This is a genomic window from Phocaeicola sartorii JCM 17136 = DSM 21941 (genome assembly GCF_054653615.1).
Genome location: NZ_BAAIFW010000006.1, coordinates 698494 through 715556 on the forward strand (window position 1 = coordinate 698494; position 17063 = coordinate 715556).

15 protein-coding genes are annotated in these 17063 nt (G+C 43.2%); 14 read left to right on the forward strand and 1 reads right to left on the reverse strand.

Annotated features, from left to right (window positions below; translation table 11 throughout):
* Positions 1–148 precede the first annotated feature (148 nt).
* The 7 genes from metG (at position 149) to ACYQ0C_RS19935 (ending at position 8272) form a co-directional block, all read left to right on the forward strand.
* Complete coding sequence (gene metG, locus ACYQ0C_RS19905) at positions 149–2191, forward strand: methionine--tRNA ligase (protein ID WP_016277261.1); 2043 nt, start codon at positions 149–151, stop codon at positions 2189–2191.
* Positions 2192–2299: 108 nt separating this feature from the next.
* Entirely contained in the window at positions 2300–3016 is a 717-nt protein-coding gene (locus ACYQ0C_RS19910; RefSeq protein WP_081642420.1) for a DUF1016 N-terminal domain-containing protein, read from the forward strand.
* Positions 3017–3122: 106 nt separating this feature from the next.
* Complete coding sequence (locus ACYQ0C_RS19915) at positions 3123–4376, forward strand: site-specific integrase (protein ID WP_008024682.1); 1254 nt, start codon at positions 3123–3125, stop codon at positions 4374–4376.
* On the forward strand, positions 4369–5322 hold the full coding sequence (locus tag ACYQ0C_RS19920) for a tyrosine-type recombinase/integrase (RefSeq protein ID WP_229091420.1): 954 nt from the start codon (positions 4369–4371) through the stop codon (positions 5320–5322). Before ACYQ0C_RS19915 ends, ACYQ0C_RS19920 begins: the two co-directional genes overlap by 8 nt.
* A 5-nt stretch (positions 5323–5327) precedes the next feature.
* On the forward strand, positions 5328–6344 hold the full coding sequence (locus ACYQ0C_RS19925) for a site-specific integrase (RefSeq protein ID WP_008024684.1): 1017 nt from the start codon (positions 5328–5330) through the stop codon (positions 6342–6344).
* Between the two features lie 104 nt (positions 6345–6448).
* On the forward strand, positions 6449–6826 hold the full coding sequence (locus ACYQ0C_RS19930; protein ID WP_016274506.1) for a PDDEXK nuclease domain-containing protein: 378 nt from the start codon (positions 6449–6451) through the stop codon (positions 6824–6826).
* Positions 6827–6835: 9 nt separating this feature from the next.
* Complete coding sequence (locus tag ACYQ0C_RS19935; RefSeq protein WP_016274507.1) at positions 6836–8272, forward strand: lipopolysaccharide biosynthesis protein; 1437 nt, start codon at positions 6836–6838, stop codon at positions 8270–8272.
* A 33-nt stretch (positions 8273–8305) separates the two neighbouring features.
* On the opposite strand, the gene ACYQ0C_RS19940 is transcribed toward ACYQ0C_RS19935, so the two are convergent.
* Complete coding sequence (locus ACYQ0C_RS19940; RefSeq protein WP_016274508.1) at positions 8306–9136, reverse strand: O-fucosyltransferase family protein; 831 nt, start codon at positions 9134–9136, stop codon at positions 8306–8308.
* Positions 9137–9225: 89 nt separating this feature from the next.
* Here ACYQ0C_RS19940 and ACYQ0C_RS19945 point away from each other — a divergent pair, with 89 nt between their 5' ends.
* The 7 genes from ACYQ0C_RS19945 to ACYQ0C_RS19975 are packed head-to-tail and all read left to right on the forward strand — an operon-like array spanning position 9226 to position 17061.
* On the forward strand, positions 9226–11031 hold the full coding sequence (locus ACYQ0C_RS19945; RefSeq protein ID WP_016274509.1) for an aminotransferase class I/II-fold pyridoxal phosphate-dependent enzyme: 1806 nt from the start codon (positions 9226–9228) through the stop codon (positions 11029–11031).
* A complete protein-coding gene (locus tag ACYQ0C_RS19950; RefSeq protein WP_016274510.1) occupies positions 11028–12128 on the forward strand; it encodes an NAD/NADP octopine/nopaline dehydrogenase family protein in 1101 nt (366 codons plus the stop codon). The genes ACYQ0C_RS19945 and ACYQ0C_RS19950 overlap by 4 nt, the downstream gene beginning before the upstream one ends.
* A gap of 3 nt (positions 12129–12131) precedes the next feature.
* Positions 12132–12929 (forward strand): LicD family protein, encoded by a 798-nt coding sequence (locus ACYQ0C_RS19955; protein ID WP_016274511.1) that lies wholly within the window; start codon positions 12132–12134, stop codon positions 12927–12929.
* A gap of 13 nt (positions 12930–12942) precedes the next feature.
* Positions 12943–13959 carry a hypothetical protein gene (locus tag ACYQ0C_RS19960; RefSeq protein WP_016274512.1) on the forward strand — a complete coding sequence of 339 codons (1017 nt, stop codon included), beginning with the start codon at positions 12943–12945 and terminating at the stop codon, positions 13957–13959.
* The gene (locus ACYQ0C_RS19965; protein ID WP_016274513.1) at positions 13932–15047 is read left to right on the forward strand and encodes a glycosyltransferase family 4 protein; all 1116 of its coding nucleotides are present in this window, start codon (positions 13932–13934) and stop codon (positions 15045–15047) included. Before ACYQ0C_RS19960 ends, ACYQ0C_RS19965 begins: the two co-directional genes overlap by 28 nt.
* Before the next feature lie 12 nt (positions 15048–15059).
* Positions 15060–16322: a glycosyltransferase family 4 protein gene (locus ACYQ0C_RS19970; RefSeq protein ID WP_016274514.1), complete on the forward strand. Its 1263-nt coding sequence runs from the start codon at positions 15060–15062 to the stop codon at positions 16320–16322.
* A complete protein-coding gene (locus tag ACYQ0C_RS19975) occupies positions 16315–17061 on the forward strand; it encodes a glycosyltransferase family 2 protein (protein WP_016274515.1) in 747 nt (248 codons plus the stop codon). The genes ACYQ0C_RS19970 and ACYQ0C_RS19975 overlap by 8 nt, the downstream gene beginning before the upstream one ends.
* The last annotated feature ends 2 nt before the right edge of the window (positions 17062–17063 follow it).

Below are 17063 nucleotides of genomic sequence, written 5' to 3' on the forward strand. Positions count from 1 at the left end.
GATGAATTAAACCCATCAGAAAAAGAACGCCCCAACCAGTTTCCACAACTCCGCCACACAATATTTATGCAACAAATAGCTGCATACTTTCTAAAAATCACTACCTTTGCACATTACATTCAGAAAATCATAAGAAAACACTATATACATGGAAAATAAATTCAAAAGAACCACCGTCACATCCGCTTTGCCTTATGCAAACGGTCCGGTGCACATCGGCCACTTGGCAGGCGTATATGTCCCTGCTGATATTTACGTGCGTTATCTCCGTCTGAAGAAAGAAGACGTTCTCTTCATCGGAGGCTCTGACGAACACGGAGTGCCTATCACCATCCGCGCCAAAAAAGAAGGAATCACTCCGCAAGATGTGGTAGACCGCTATCATACCCTGATTAAAGATTCATTCAAGGAATTTGGAATTTCATTCGATGTGTATTCCCGTACTACATCAAAGACTCACCACGAACTGGCTTCCGAATTCTTCAAAACCCTGTATGACAAAGGTGAATTCATTGAAAAAACCTCCATGCAGTATTATGACGAGGAAGCCCGTCAGTTCCTGGCCGACCGCTACATCACCGGAGAATGCCCGCACTGCCATGCAGAAGGAGCCTACGGTGACCAGTGCGAAAAATGCGGAACGTCTCTCTCGCCCACTGACCTGATCAACCCGAAGAGCGCCATCAGCGGCAGCCAGCCCGTGATGCGCGAAACCAAGCACTGGTATCTGCCATTGGACAAACACGAAGGATGGCTGCGCGAATGGATCCTTGAGAACCATAAGGAATGGCGTCCGAATGTGTACGGACAGTGTAAAAGCTGGCTGGATATGGGCTTGCAGCCTCGTGCGGTAAGCCGCGACCTGGATTGGGGGATTCCTGTTCCGGTAGAGGGTGCCGAGGGAAAAGTACTTTACGTATGGTTCGACGCCCCCATCGGCTATATCTCGAATACAAAGGAATTGCTTCCCGACAGTTGGGAAACTTGGTGGAAAGACCCCGAAACCCGTCTGGTTCACTTCATCGGAAAAGACAACATCGTATTCCACTGCATCGTGTTCCCTGCCATGCTGAAAGCGGAAGGAAGCTATATCCTGCCGGACAACGTGCCCAGCAACGAATTCCTGAATCTGGAAGGTGACAAGATTTCCACTTCACGCAACTGGGCGGTATGGCTGCATGAATATTTGCAGGACTTCCCCGGTAAACAGGATGTGTTGCGTTATGTGTTGACCGCCAATGCCCCCGAGACAAAAGACAATGACTTCACCTGGAAAGACTTTCAAGCACGCAATAACAATGAGCTGGTAGCCGTTTACGGTAACTTTGTAAACCGTGCGCTGATGCTGACTCAGAAATATTTCGACGGGAAAGTGCCCGCTTGCGGTGAATTGACCGATTACGACAAAGAAACATTAAAAGAATTTGCAGATGTAAAGGCGGAAGTGGAAAAACTGCTGGATGTGTTCAAATTCCGCGACGCACAGAAAGAGGCGATGAATCTGGCACGTATCGGCAACAAGTATCTGGCTGACACCGAACCTTGGAAACTGGCCAAGACGGATATGGACCGCGTGGGCACAATCCTGAACATCGCCCTGCAACTGGTTGCCAATCTGGCAATTGCTTTCGAACCTTTCCTGCCCTTCAGCAGCGAGAAACTCCGCCAAATGCTGAATATGGAAACATTTGAATGGGACCAGCTGGGACGTACCGACCTGCTGGCAGAAGGACATCAGCTGAATAAGGCCGAACTGTTGTTCGAGAAGATTGAGGACGAGACCATTCAGGCACAAGTGGACAAGTTGCTGGCAACAAAGAAAGCCAACGAGGCTGCCAACTATAAAGCCAACCCGATAAAACCGGTTATTGCCTTTGAAGAATTTGAAAAGTTGGATATCCGTGTAGGTACCGTATTGGAATGTGAGGTAGTTCCCAAAATGAAGAAACTGCTGAAATTCAAGATTGCCGACGGACTGGAGAACCGTACTATCGTCAGCGGCATTGCACAACATTACAAGCCCGAAGAACTGGTAGGCAAACAAGTGTTATTCATCGCCAACCTGGCTCCACGCCAATTCAAGAACGGACTGGTGAGCGAAGGTATGATTCTGAGTGCCGAGAACTTTGACGGTTCACTGGCGGTTACTTCTTTGCTCAGAGAGGTGAAACCGGGCAGTGAAGTGAAATAATATACACCTCAATACAGAAAAGGCTGAAAGCAACTGAAACGTCCGCTTTCAGCCTGACTGTTTTATAACAGACAAAAGAAAATCCCGTCAACAAAGACTAAAGGCGGTATGGAGAATAAAGGAATGGCAGAACAAAAAAAAAATCTTTCTTCTTTTATCCAAGAGATAAAAGAGATTATACTCTCCTCACGTGCCAATGCCGTAAGAAGTGTTGATTTTTGTCGCGTACAGATGTACTGGCAAATGGGTAAACGCATATTTGAAGAGGAACAACAAGGTAAGGAAAGGGCAGATTATGGAAGCTACCTCATCAAAAATTTGGCTAAAGAAATTCAACCGGAGTTCGGGAGTGGATTTTCATATCGTCAATTAGCCTTTTGTAGACAATTCTACAAAACATATCCAATTATGAACGCAGTGCGTTCACAATTAAACTGGACCCAATATAGGCTTCTTATCCAAATAGATAACGAAGACAAGAGAAGTTATTATGAGCATGAAGCGGTAAACAATTGCTGGACAGCCCGTGAACTGGAACGTCAAGTCAATTCCAGCCTCTACGAACGCCTGCTTCTAAGCAATGATAAAGAATCTGTGCTGGCAGTAGCCCGTAAAGAGCGCATTCCCCAATCTCCGAAAGAGGTGATTAAAGACCCGATGGTACTGGAATTTCTCGGCCTTAAATCCCAATCGTCCTATTATGAGAAAGATTTAGAGTCCTCTATCATCACCAATCTGCAAGAATTCCTGTTGGAACTCTTATGCAAACCTTTACATAATAGTTCTTATGCCAACAAATTTATTATGCAAAGTGACTTAAACTAAATCGCAGCTACAAAAGTAATTATAAAAATATAATCATTTATTTCTTTACATAAGAATTTCATTAATTTAAGTGCGGTGATATTGCCACAACTTAAATTAATGACGTATGAATGATCACTCAACAACTTTTGAAGCAGTCACATCCTCTATGCTGAAAATCTTAAAAGAGGATTTTTCTCGTACAGATAGTACATTGGAAGGCTATGCATGGAAATGGAATCAATTAAGGCAGTTCATGGAGAACAATGATTTGCATTCCCTCACCCCTAAAGTCTGCGATGATTTTTTATCTTCTCTTTATGGTTCTAAAGATTTAACTTCATTAAAATCTGGTGACAAGAAATTTTTATCCGCTATCTTACTCCTGAAAAATTACCTCATTACAGGCCAAGTTATTCCAAGAAAAGTTCCGGTAGAATTGAAAGGAGAGATTGGCAGTTTGATGATGCAATATATATTATCTCGAAGTCAAGAACGCTTGTCCGGACACACTATCTACAATCACAAACAAATATTCCATCGTTTCCTTGATTTTCTAACATCTGCAAAAGTAGCCTCCATAGAACAAGTTGAGATTACCCACATCATTAAATATCTTAATACCATTGGTACTAAATATAAATCTGTAGCAAGTATATCCATCCATATTCTACGTAACTTTTTCCGATATCTATATGAACACAAAATTATAGATATGGATTTAGCGGCATTTATTCCAAAAGATAATTATAAGAAACAGCCTAAGCTACCGTCAGCTTACACTTCTGAAGAAATAAAAAAGATAGTGTCTTCTGTGGATAGAAGTACGACTACAGGAAAACGTAATTACTCAATTATTCTATTAGCCACAATGCTTGGTTTGAGGGCTTCTGATATAGCAAATTTAAAGTTTGAAAATATATTGTGGGAGGATAATGCCATACGTTTAATCCAGCATAAAACAAATAAGGAATTAGAACTGCCACTTCTACCGGAAATAGGCAATGCTATTATTGAATATCTACGGTATGGACGTCCAAAGTCCCAGTCATCATATATATTTCTCTTGGCACGTTCTCCCTATACTCACATAAACCAACCGGTCATATCCCAGATAGCCAAGAAATATTTTCTTAAAGCCAACGTAAATATAAAGAACAAGCATCATGGCGCACATGCCCTTCGACATTCCTTAGCGACACTTCTTTTAGAAGAGCAGGTAAAGCTCCCTGTTATAAGCGAAGTTTTAGGGCATGAGAACACGGAATCAACAAGTTATTATCTAAGAATAGATATCCAATCACTGAAAAAATGCTCCCTTGATGTATCACCTGTATGTGAAAACTTTTATACCCAGAAAGGAGGCTATTTTTATGAATAGAAATTTTAAAGGCATTTACGCCTCATTGATAAGAGAGTTTGTGAGCTTGAAGCGCAGTATGGGATTTAAGTATATTGGGGGAGAGTTTGTCCTGACTTTATTTGATAGATTTACTATTGAAAGAAATGAGACTGCAATAGGTATTACCAAGGAGTTGTCAGATGCATGGTGCAAGGAACGTGACAATGAATCCAATAGTTACCATTATCGTAGGTGCTATATTTTAGGTGCTTTCTCTTCGTTTCTTAACAAAAAAGGAATCCGCTCATATATACCAAGAACCCCGTCATTGAGAAATACCTTTATCCCTCATATCTTTTCATCAAAAGAGATAGAACGAATTTTTACGACATGTGATAATATGCAAAGTGGAAATAATGATATGAGATCCTCTTTTTTTATAATGCCTTCACTGCTTCGCATGTTATACGGAACAGGAATACGCATAGGTGAAGCCTTGTCTCTGCTCAATGAAGATATTAATCTTGAGGAAGAATACTTCATTTTACGAGATACAAAAAACGGCAAAGACAGGATTGTCCCATTTTCCACTTCTTTAGCAGAGGTTCTTAAAGATTATGTTGTACATAGAAACAGATTACCCGTAAAGATATCAGATACTACTCCCTTTTTTATCACACTTAAAGGAAGGGCTTGTGACAGGGATAGCATATATCGTCGATTTTGCAAAATACTCATTCAAGCAAACATTCCCAAAGACCGCATACGTCTGCATGACTTGAGACATACATTTGCCGTTCACTCTCTTGCTAAAATGGCTGAAGAAGGTATGGATTTATATTGTTCTTTGCCGATCCTATCAACTTACCTTGGACATCAATCTTTGCGGGCGACGAATAACTATGTTCGGCTTACGTCAGAGATGTATCCCGAATTAATTAGAAAAATAGATATCATTGGTTTTGATATTTTCCCTAAAATGTGACATTTATGAAACCTACAAATTTTTCAAAATATCTAACAGACTTCCTTCTCCGGTATTTGCCCCATGAAAGAGGAGCAAGTACTAATACGATCCATTCATACAGGGACACATTTACCTTATATCTGGTATACATGGAAAGTAAAGGTGTAAAAGCTGAAAAACTGACAATGGAAAGTATAACAAAAGAGAATATCTTGTCCTTCCTTGATTGGTTGGAAACAAAAAGAAGTTGCTGTACATCAACACGTAATCTTCGCCTTGCTGCCATACAATCATTTTTTAAGTACCTCCAATATCAGAGTTCAGACCATCTATACGAATATCAAGAAATAATGGCTATAAATAATAAAAAGAGTGTCAAGCCTATTATGAACTATCTAACGGTAGAAGAGATGAAGATTCTTCTGCAACAACCAGATACGACCAAACCTAAAGGTCGTAGGGATCTGGCGTTATTGTCACTTATGTATGATACAGCGTGTAGAGTGTCAGAAGTAATAAGCCTAACTCCGCAATGTGTTCGATTAGATGAACCATATACTGTAATAATCACGGGAAAAGGGAATAAAAATAGAGTTGTACCAATGCTTGAAGAACAGTTGGATATACTGAAAATATATATGAAAGAGAATGGATTGTTGAGATCAGAATGTCTACAACATCCGCTATTTACAAACTGTTGGGGCGAAAAGCTGACAAGAGCAGGGGTGGCGAATATACTGGATAGATACATCAAAAAGGCAAAGCTACTTCATCCCACGTTAATGAAGGGGAAAATAAGCTGTCATAGTCTTAGGCATAGTAAGGCAATGCATCTGTTACAAGCTGGGGTTAACTTAGTTTATATTAGAGATATTTTGGGGCACGTGAATGTGCAAACTACAGAAATTTATGCAAGAGCGGACTCAAAAGTGAAACGGGAGGCTATAGAAAAAGCTTATATTAAAGTTGTTCAGGAGGTGGATACTAAACCTATGTGGCAAGGAAATGAAAAGTTAATGGATTTTTTAAAGTCTTTCTGATGAAAATATTATGCAAAGTGATGGAGATAAATCTTTTTATAATTACTTTTGTAGCTGTGATTTAGTTTAAGTCACTTTGCATAATAAATTTGTTGGCATAAGAAATGGGAGATGGATTTGCATTCATTGCCCGCCAGAAAAGGATCTTGCTGGAAGATGATGAGTTTTTCATCGACCTGGTATTATACAACCGGCTTATCCGTTCTTTTGTCATTATTGAAATCAAGACGGAGAAGCTGACACACCAAGATTTAGGACAATTGCAAATGTACGTCAACTATTATGACCGCATCGTAAAGCTGCCGGAAGAGAACCCCACTATCGGTATCCTTCTCTGTCCACTTAAAAATGACGCAGTGGTCAAGATGACATTACCCAATGACAGCAATCTCCGTGCAGCCGAATACAAACTCTATCTGCCTGAAGCTAAATTATTGCAGCAAAAGATGGAAGAGTGGACAAAAGCATTCGAAAATAAATAGAAAAGACAGATGGCAGAACAATCTTTAAAGGAAAAGACAGCAAGAGGGCTCTTTTGGGGCGGATTGAGTAACGGCGTACAGCAGTTGCTGAACCTTTTTTTCGGTATATTCCTTGCCCGTATCCTCAATGCCGAAGACTATGGTATGGTGGGGATGCTCTCCATCTTCTCCCTGATTGCAGGGTCATTGCAGGAAAGCGGCTTCACAGCCGCCCTGGCCAATAAAAAGGAAATCTCCCATAAGGATTATAATGCGGTCTTCTGGTTCAGTACGGGGCTGAGTGCCTGCCTTTATCTTATCCTGTTCTTCTGCGCACCGCTCATTGCCCGGTTCTATCATACTCCCGAACTGACCGCTTTAGCCCGGTATTCCTTTCTCGGCTTCTTCGTGGCCAGCCTGGGCATCGCTCATAGCGCTTATCTTTTCCGCAATCTGATGGTGAAACAAAAGGCCATAGCTGTAACGACAGGACTTATTGCTTCGGGCAGTGTGGGGGTAACAATGGCATTTATGGGATTTGCTTATTGGGGGATCGCTACACAAAGTATTGTCTATGTGGGAACTATCAACATTTGCTACTGGTGCTTCTCTCCCTGGCGCCCCACTCTTTCTTTTGATCTTAAGCCTTTGAAGGGAATGCTATCATTCAGCAGCAAACTATTGGCCACCAATATCTTCAATCATATCAACAACAATATCCTGACGGTTATTCTGGGCAAATTCTATTCCGAACAAGAAGTAGGTTACTTCACGCAAGCCAATAAATGGAATTATATGGGATATTCCCTGGTATCCGGCATGGTGAACAGTGTGGCACAGCCTGTTCTTTCCAGCTTGTCCGACGACAGGGAACGGCAGCAACGGGTATTCCGCAAGATGCTGCGTTTCACCGCATTTGTTTCTTTTCCTGCCATGTTGGGACTATCGCTCATAGCTCCCGAACTGATTACGATCAGTATCACAGACAAATGGGCGTCCAGTGCCTCCATTCTGCAATTGCTTTGTGTGGGAGGGGCATTCATTCCGATAACCAACCTGTATTCCAATCTGGTGATCAGCAAAGGTAAATCCAATATATATATGTGGAACACCATTGGTCTGGGCATCATCCAAGTGGCTTCCATGCTTTTGCTTTATCCATACGGCATCCACACCATGATTACCGTGTATGTAGCCATTAATATAGGCTGGTTGCTGGTGTGGCATTACTTTGTGTGGCGGGAAATACAGCTCAATTTGTTTTTGGCTTTGAAAGATATTCTGCCATTTGCCCTGATCGCTACCGGGGTAATGGTCGCTACCTACTATATCACCATTGGCTTCACCAATTTATACTTGTTATTCGCCGGTAAGATTATCATAGCCGGGTTGCTTTACACAGCCATCCTGTGGCTGAGCGGTTCGGTTACTTTCAAAGAGAGTTTACACTATCTCATCAAGAAATAATGGCTGCCACACGCTGGTACTTATTTCCGGAACCTATAACTTCAGGATCTCCAGCGGAGCCCCTCCTATCTGAGCCGCCATATCCGAAAATGAACTCTGGAAAGAACCGTATACCTTTTGTGTACGGGCCAATGTGTACATATCTGCAACCCCCTCCCTGATTCCTTCCAAAGAGCTACGGTCCGCCTGTTTCCCGGAGGAGAATATCCGGTCGCCATACCGTTCTTTCATAACCTGCTTCACTTCCTCCGAATCTGTTGCCAGGTAGATACCCACCTTATCATCCTCTTTTATCTCCTCATCCAATTTCTGATAAAACAACCCGATAGGGCTTTGCCGGATGGAAGCCAGATTATCCGTACGGCGGATATGTACGCCAATCATCTTATCCGGAAAATTCCGGCAACGGCTTTCCACCTCCTCCATAATCTCCTCTACCGGAACAAACAACCGGCTGATCCATGCATAATCGTAGGGCTGGAAAGCGGTGTATGATGCCATATAGACACAGCCGCCTTCCTTAGCCCACCGTTCAAAATCAAAGTGCCGGTTACATAAAGGAGTAATGGAACGCTCGTACAGGCAAGACTTGAAAGTCAGTTTCTGAAACAAAAGCGGGAAATGAAAATTCTTGGAACGCGGCCTGTCCAATAATGCATAATCCAGCCGCGAAGCATCCCGCAAACAGGCAATCTTCCTGTCCACAGGTTTGAACAACCGCCCAAACGGTGCATTCAGCGCCCAGTCCTGAAACCAGACGACACTTAATTCACTATCCGTCTTCGCCGCCAGTGTCACAGCCGAAGCCACCGCACGCATACGGTTGGCCAGTCCTCCTACCGGTACAAATGTAATTTTACCCATTCCTGTTTAAAATTTGAGGCAAATATAAATAACATCGCTTATAAATGCTAATTAATTACTACTTTTGCAACATATATACCTAATTTATTATGCAAGCAATCATTCTAGCCGCCGGCATGGGCAAGCGCTTGGGTGATCTTACCAAAGATAACACCAAGTGTATGATTAAAGTAAACGGAACCTATCTGATAGACCGTCTGCTCTCACAGTTAGATTCATTAAATCTGGAACGCATCATTCTAGTCATAGGCTACCAGGGAGAGAAATTACGTACCCACATAGAGAAACAGAGTAGAAATACTCCGATAGAATATATCTACAATCCTGTCTACAATAAGACCAATAATATCTATTCTCTCTATCTTGCCAAAGAAGAATTGCAAAAGCAAGATACTTTATTAATTGAATCCGATTTGATTTTTGAGGATACACTTTTCCACAAAATTTTAAATAACCCCTATCCCAATCTGGCACTTGTAGCTAAATATGAACCATGGATGGACGGCACGATGGTGCGGCTCAATACTGAAAATGACATCATTGATTTTATCTCAAAAAAAGCGTTCCGCTACGCCGATATTGACAATTACTACAAAACCGTCAATATCTATAAATTCAGTAAGGAATTTCTCCGCAACAGTTATGTGCCATTTCTTGAAGCCTACAGCAAAGCCCTGGGAAATAACGAATATTACGAGCAAGTATTACGGGTGATCACCCTGCTGGAGAGATGCGAACTGAAAGGACTCCCTTTGGAAGGAGAACGCTGGTACGAAATTGATGACATACAGGATCTTGACATCGCTGAAACCATTTTTGCCGAACAAGACCAGTTACAACGCTACCAAAAAAGATATGGCGGATACTGGCGTTTCCCCAAGCTGAAAGATTTCTGCTATTTAGTAAACCCCTATTTCCCACCACAAAAAATGTGTGAAGAACTACAGGCTAATTTTAATGTGCTTCTCCGTGAATACCCTTCCGGCATGGGAGTGAACACGCTTGTCATGGCAAAAAACTTCGGTATCCGGCAGGATTATGTGGTTGTTGGCAACGGAGCCGCCGAAATCATCAAAGCGCTGATGGAACATTCAGATGGCAAAATAGGAGTAATTTATCCCACTTTTGAAGAATATCCCAACCGGCAATCAGAGGAAATCATTGCATTCTATCCACAGAATGCCGATTTTCATTATACGGCAAAAGAACTGATGCTTTTTTATGCGGACAAAGATATCCGCCATTTGCTCTTGATCAACCCGGATAACCCATCAGGTAATTTCATTCCCCTTGATGAACTTATGGATTTGCTGGCATGGACACAGCAGCGAAATATCCATTTGATACTGGATGAATCCTTTGTTGATTTCAGCGAAAAAAGTGTCGGGAACACGCTGCTTAAGAATGAAGTTCTGGAAACATACCCACACCTCACAGTCATTAAAAGTATTTCCAAATCTTATGGAGTTCCGGGATTACGCCTGGGATTAGCCGCATCTTCCGACAAAGAGACAATATCCTTTTTACGAAAAAACATGGCTATATGGAACATAAACTCTTTCGCCGAATTCTATTTACAGATATACAGCAAGTATGATAATGATTATCAAAACGCCTGTAAAAAATTCATAGCCGAACGCCAACGCTTTTTCGAGGTATTGCAACAGGTTGACTTCCTACGTGTCATACCCTCACAAGCCAATTATTTCCTGTGCGAAGTAACTTCCCGCTTCAGTTCCACCAAACTCGTTTCTTTATTGCTGGAGCATAATCTCTTGTTAAAAGATTGCAGTACCAAAACAGGATTCGATGGCAAGAATTACATCCGTATCGCCATACGCGACGCTGAAGACAACAACTATCTGGCTGAAAACTTAAAAAAACTGCAAGCATGAGTATCAATATCTGTATTTGTGGCGGTGGCGGTCTGGGGCACGTCATTGCAGGACTGGCTGCACATAAAGGCTTTAATGTTTCCGTCCTTACCCGGCATCCCGACCAATGGAATCCATCATTACTCATTGAAGATTGCCAGGGAAATACATTCTCCAGCTCATTAGCCTGTGTTACAGCTAACCCGGCAGAGGTCATTCCACACTCTGATATCGTATTGCTCTGCCTCCCCGGATTTGCCATTGAGGAAGAACTTCTCCACATACAACCGTTCTTGCAGGAAAAAACTTGCATAGGAAGTGTAGTCAGTTGCACCGGTTTTTTCTTTACCGCTTATCGGATATTAGGCAAAACGGCTTCACTCTTCGGATTCCAACGTGCTCCATTCATTGCCCGTGTGCAGACCTATGGCCGGAAAGCCCTCCTGTTAGGATATAAAAAGGAATTACAAGTAGCCACCGTAAACATATCAAAATCAGATATCTTGCTACAAACTCTTCAAGAAATGTTAGATACGCCGGTGCGTATGCTTCATCATTTTTTAGAAGCCAGCCTGACCAATAGCAATCCATTACTTCATCCGGCCCGTCTTTATTCACTTTTCCATACCTGGAGTAAAGGAAAAACATATCATGAGATTCCCGGGTTCTATAATAGTTGGGACGAAGAAAGTTCGGAACTCCTCATCGCTTGTGACAATGAATTCCAACAAATTCTGAAAGCACTGCCGGTCCGGATAGAGCCTATTCCTACTTTGTTGGAATATTATGACAGTTATGATGCAAGGTCACTTACCTGCAAGATACGCTCCATCATTGCCTTCAAACACATTCCGGCTCCGATGGAGAAAGTTGAAAAAGGGTTTCTGCCTGATTTCAAAAGTCGGTATTTCACGGAGGATTTTCCATTTGGAATATTGATAATCAAATCAATAGCTGAGATATTAAATATTGATACCCCCAACATTGATAAAATATTGCTATGGGGGCAAGATGTATTAAACAAAGAATATATCCATGAAGGAGAATTAAAAGGAAAAGACCTGCCAAAAACAGGTTACATCAATGCTGATTTGTTTTATAAACTACTAAAAAATTAATGTATGGATAATGAACTAAGAAAGCGATTTAATCCCGATGGTTCCCTTCTCCGTCGCCAGCAACTACGCATGTTAGAGCTTCTGGAGGCCATTGATGTGATTTGCCGCAAGCACCAGATACCCTATTGGCTCAGTTCCGGAACTTTAATAGGTGCAGCACGTCACAAAGGTTTCATTCCTTGGGATGATGATCTGGACATAGAAATGCTTCGCTCAGATTACTTGCGTCTGCTGAAAGTTCTTCCGCAAGAACTTCCGGACAATCTCGCATTGCAAACAAATGAAACAGATCCCAATTACATCTTCATATACGGCAAATTACGTGATAAGGATTCTCATTTGGAAGAAACAAATTCGTATGACCGTATTTTCCATTATACCGGTATCTACATTGATATTTTTCCTTTAGAAAAGATCCCTTATTGTCTGGCTTGGATAGGAGGACACATGCAAGGGCAGATATACAATCAGCTGAATAATAAAAATATAAAAGAAAGCACATTATACAAACGGATTCGCAGGATTTATCGTTTCAATACCCGCATCGGTTTTCCCATCCTAAGGTTCATTGCCAAGTTATTTCCCGGAAAAGAATTACGCCATTCTTTCGGTACCGCCTATTTCAAACCGCGCTATACAGACGATATTTTTCCACTGACAGAAATGGAATTTGAAGGAAAAATGTTCCCCGTACCACGCCAGACAGATGCTGTGCTAAGGAAGATATACGGTAATTATATGCAATTACCGGATTTAGAGAATATACATCCACATTACAACAAACTCGAATTTTACAAATAAAGGAGATTGAATCATGAAACCATTCCTTGTAGATGTACCCGTACTTATATTGTTCTTCAACCGCCCGCAACAATTGTCGCAAGTGTTTGAACAAGTCAGGAAAGCCCGTCCCTCCAAGCTCTTCCTCTATCAGGACGGGCCGCGTGGCGAACGCGACCTGCCCGGCATAAAGGCATGCCGCGAAGTGGTGGACCAGATAGACTGGGAATGTGAAGTGCATCGTAAGTATCAGGAAAAGAATTATGGTTGCGACCCTTCGGAATACATCTCACAGAAATGGGCCTTTTCCATGGTTGACAAATGCATCGTATTGGAAGATGACGACGTGCCTTCCGTATCTTTCTTCACTTTCTGCAAAGAAATGCTGGACAGGTACGAACAGGATACCCGCATCACCATGATTGCCGGTTTCAATAACGAAGAGATCACTCCGGATGTACCATACGACTATTTCTTCGCCTCCACCTTCTCCATCTGGGGATGGGCCAGCTGGAAAAGAGTCATCGACCAATGGGACGAGCATTATACCTTTCTGGAGGATACATTCAATATGCAGCAACTGGAACAGCTCATGAAAGAACGGAAATTCCGTAAAGACTTTATCTACATGTGCCATCGCCATAAAGAAAACAACAAAGCCTATTACGAAACCATCTTCCACGCTTCCATGCTTTTCAACTCGGGACTGGCTATCGTGCCTACCCGCAACATGATCAACAACCTGGGAGCTACGGCAGACTCCACCCACTTTGCCGGCTCTGTCCATACACTGCCCAAAGGCTACCGCCGCATCTTCACCATGAAACGGTATGAAGTAGAATTTCCTCTCAAGAATCCCCGTTATGTCATTGAGAATGTGGCTTATAAAAAAGCCGTTTACCGCATCATGGGCTGGGGGCACCCCTGGATCAAGATAGGACGTTCTTTTGAAGAACTGTTCCTGAACCTGCGATACGGCAATTTCACCATTATCATTAAAGCAATAAAAAACAGAATAAACAAATGGCTGAAGAGAGACCAACACCGGTAAACCCGCTCACAATTTATTTTTATCACACCCGGCTAACCCGCGAAAGTTACGAGGAATGGAAAGACTATAAATTCCCGGGACATATCCTCTACGGACTTCCTTTGCTGGAGAAATACGGCATCCGGTCGGTGATGCATAAATACAAAGCTTTCCCCGGCCGCCTGAAACTGATGCTCTACGCCACCAAAGAGATTCTGTGTTGCAAGGAGCCATACGAAGTGCTCTACGGCACATCCTTTCGCGGACTGGAACTCATCATCCTGCTCAGAGCATTAGGACTCTACCGCAAGCCCATTGTCATCTGGCATCATACCGCTTTAAGAACCGCATCCGGAAAAATAAGAGAACGCATCTCACGTTTCTTTTACAAGGGCATTGACCACATGTTCCTGTTCAGCAAGAAGCTGATTAAAGACTCATTGGCGACCGGAAAAGCACCCGAAGAAAAGCTCCAGCTTATCCATTGGGGACCGGACCTCGCTTTCTATGACCATATCCTACAAGCAATGCCGGACCGGAAACCGGAAGGTTTCATCTCCACCGGAAAAGAAAACCGGGATGTGGACACCATGCTGCAAGCTTTCTGCGCCACCGGACAGCCACTGGACTTGTACATCGCCCCCGCCAATGGAAGTGTAAACTACCGGCAGATCATTGAAAGCTTCTGCCTGCCCGGGTCTGTACAAGTACACTATACGGACGGTGTCATCCCATACTTATTGGCACAGAAAGTGGCACGAAAAAGCTGTGTTGTCATCTGCTGCATGGACTTTCCTTATACCGTAGGCCTTACCACACTGGTAGAAGCCTTCGCTTTAGGCATCCCTGTCATTTGCTCGCGCAATCCTAATTTTGAAATGGATATAGACAAAGAAGAAATAGGGATCACCGTAGCCTACAATGACGTGGAAGGCTGGATAAACGCCATCCGCCGCATAGCCGGCCATCCCGAAGAAGCCCAAAAGATGGGTGCCAACGCCCGGAAGCTGGCAGAAGAACGTTTCAATCTGGAAATCTTTTCCCGCGAAATAGCAGAAAGCTTACTGGAAATATCCAAGATGTCCCCTAAAAAACGTACATTTGCATAAACTTTTATGCACATGAGAGTACTTATCATCAATACGTCTGAGCGAACAGGTGGAGCGGCCATTGCAGCCAACCGCCTCATGGAGGCTTTAAAAAACAACGGAATAAAGGCAAAAATGCTTGTACGTGACAAGCAGACCGACCAGATTAGTGTCGTTGAACTAAAGAAATCATGGTGGAAAGTAGGGCAGTTCATCTGGGAACGTGTCGTTATCTGGCAAGCCAACCACTTCAAGAAACATAACCTGTTTGCCGTTGACATAGCCAATACCGGCACCAATATCACGACATTACCCGAATTCACCCAGGCCGATGTCATTCATCTGCACTGGATCAACCAAGGCATGCTGTCACTGACAGATATCCGGCGTATCATCCAATCCGGCAAACCCGTCGTTTGGACAATGCATGACATGTGGCCTTTCACCGGTATCTGCCATTACGCAGGAGACTGTGACAAATATGCCACACAATGCCACAACTGCCCACTGCTCTACAAAGGAAGCAGAAAAGACATAGCCTACCGTACTTTCCAGAAAAAGAAAAGACTGTTTGAAGGAGCACACGTCACCTTTGTAGCTTGTAGCCGCTGGTTGGAATCATTGGCCAAGAAAAGCGTTCTGATCAAAGGTCAGACCATTACCAATATCCCCAATGCCATCAATACCAACCTGTTCAAACCGCGTGATAAAAAACAGGCCAGAGAAAAATGCCACCTTCCGCAAGACAAGAAGTTATTGCTTTTCGGCTCCGTGAAGATTACCGACAAGAGAAAAGGAATAGATTACCTGGTATCGGCTTGCAAACAAATCGCTGCCTTGTATCCAGATTTCAGTAAAGAACTGGGTGTGGTGGTTTTTGGCAGCCAGGCGGAACAATACGCTTCCCTGTTCCCCTTCCCCATCTATCCGATGAATTATGTCAGCAACGAGAAGGAACTGGTAGATATCTACAATGCCGTCGATTTATACGTCACCCCCTCTTTGCAGGATAATCTGCCCAATACTATCGTGGAAGCAATGGCTTGCGGCATTCCGTGCATAGGCTTCAATGTAGGAGGTATTCCACAAATGATTGACCACCTGCACAACGGCTATGTAGCCGAATATCAGTCTTCCAAGGATCTGGCAAACGGCATTCACTGGGCACTGACCGAAGGAGAATATGAAAGCCTGAGCGAAGAAGCCTGCCGGAAAGCGGTATCCAGCTATTCGGAAAGCACCATTGCCAAGAAATATGTTGAAATCTATAACAAGATTACAGGGAATCATGCATAACCATCATCCTCATCCCAAATTTTCTATCATTACCGTCACCTACAATGCCGCAAAAGTATTGGAGGACACCATACAGAGCATTGTCACGCAGACCTATAAGAACCTGGAATACATTATTGTGGACGGGGGATCAACAGACGGCACACTGGATATCATTCACAAATATCAGGAACATATCACCACCGTTATCAGTGAGCCCGACCAAGGCCTATATGATGCCATGAACAAAGGAATAAAATGGGCAACCGGAGACTATCTTTGTTTCCTGAATGCCGGCGACGGCCTGCACGAGGATGACACCTTGCTGCAAATGGTACATTCCATCCATGGAACAGATTTGCCGGGAGTGCTGTATGGGGAAACGGAAATAGTAGACAGCCAAGGGCATTTTTTACACATGCGCCGCCTGTCCGCACCCGCAACGCTTACCTGGAAAAGCTTCAAGCAAGGAATGCTGGTCTGCCATCAGGCATTCTTCACCCGCCGCGATCTGGTGGAGCCATACGACCTGCAATACCGTTTCTCCGCAGACTTTGACTGGTGCATCCGTATCATGAAGAAAGCGGATGTGCTCCATAACACCCATCTAACCCTTATTGATTACCTGAATGAAGGAATGACCACCCGCAACCATAAAGCCTCGTTGAAAGAACGCTTCCGCATTATGAGCCGTCACTACGGATGGGCAAGCACAGTGACACACCACTTATGGTTCGTTCTGCGCCTGCTCTACAAATAATC

Excerpts from the sequence above, each read along its gene's own strand:
- ACYQ0C_RS19960 (WP_016274512.1), top strand. The coding sequence starts at position 12,943 with ATGAAACCATTCCTTGTAGATGTACCCGTACTTATATTGTTCTTCAAC.
- ACYQ0C_RS19910 (WP_081642420.1), top strand. The coding sequence starts at position 2,300 with ATGGAGAATAAAGGAATGGCAGAACAAAAAAAAAATCTTTCTTCTTTT.
- ACYQ0C_RS19955 (WP_016274511.1), top strand. The coding sequence starts at position 12,132 with ATGGATAATGAACTAAGAAAGCGATTTAATCCCGATGGTTCCCTTCTC.
- ACYQ0C_RS19970 (WP_016274514.1), top strand. The coding sequence starts at position 15,060 with ATGAGAGTACTTATCATCAATACGTCTGAGCGAACAGGTGGAGCGGCC.
- ACYQ0C_RS19940 (WP_016274508.1), bottom strand. The coding sequence starts at position 9,136 with ATGGGTAAAATTACATTTGTACCGGTAGGAGGACTGGCCAACCGTATG.
- ACYQ0C_RS19945 (WP_016274509.1), top strand. The coding sequence starts at position 9,226 with ATGCAAGCAATCATTCTAGCCGCCGGCATGGGCAAGCGCTTGGGTGAT.
- ACYQ0C_RS19950 (WP_016274510.1), top strand. The coding sequence starts at position 11,028 with ATGAGTATCAATATCTGTATTTGTGGCGGTGGCGGTCTGGGGCACGTC.
- ACYQ0C_RS19965 (WP_016274513.1), top strand. The coding sequence starts at position 13,932 with ATGGCTGAAGAGAGACCAACACCGGTAAACCCGCTCACAATTTATTTT.
- ACYQ0C_RS19925 (WP_008024684.1), top strand. The coding sequence starts at position 5,328 with ATGAAACCTACAAATTTTTCAAAATATCTAACAGACTTCCTTCTCCGG.
- ACYQ0C_RS19930 (WP_016274506.1), top strand. The coding sequence starts at position 6,449 with ATGGGAGATGGATTTGCATTCATTGCCCGCCAGAAAAGGATCTTGCTG.
- metG (WP_016277261.1), top strand. The coding sequence starts at position 149 with ATGGAAAATAAATTCAAAAGAACCACCGTCACATCCGCTTTGCCTTAT.
- ACYQ0C_RS19935 (WP_016274507.1), top strand. The coding sequence starts at position 6,836 with ATGGCAGAACAATCTTTAAAGGAAAAGACAGCAAGAGGGCTCTTTTGG.
- ACYQ0C_RS19975 (WP_016274515.1), top strand. The coding sequence starts at position 16,315 with ATGCATAACCATCATCCTCATCCCAAATTTTCTATCATTACCGTCACC.
- ACYQ0C_RS19915 (WP_008024682.1), top strand. The coding sequence starts at position 3,123 with ATGAATGATCACTCAACAACTTTTGAAGCAGTCACATCCTCTATGCTG.
- ACYQ0C_RS19920 (WP_229091420.1), top strand. The coding sequence starts at position 4,369 with ATGAATAGAAATTTTAAAGGCATTTACGCCTCATTGATAAGAGAGTTT.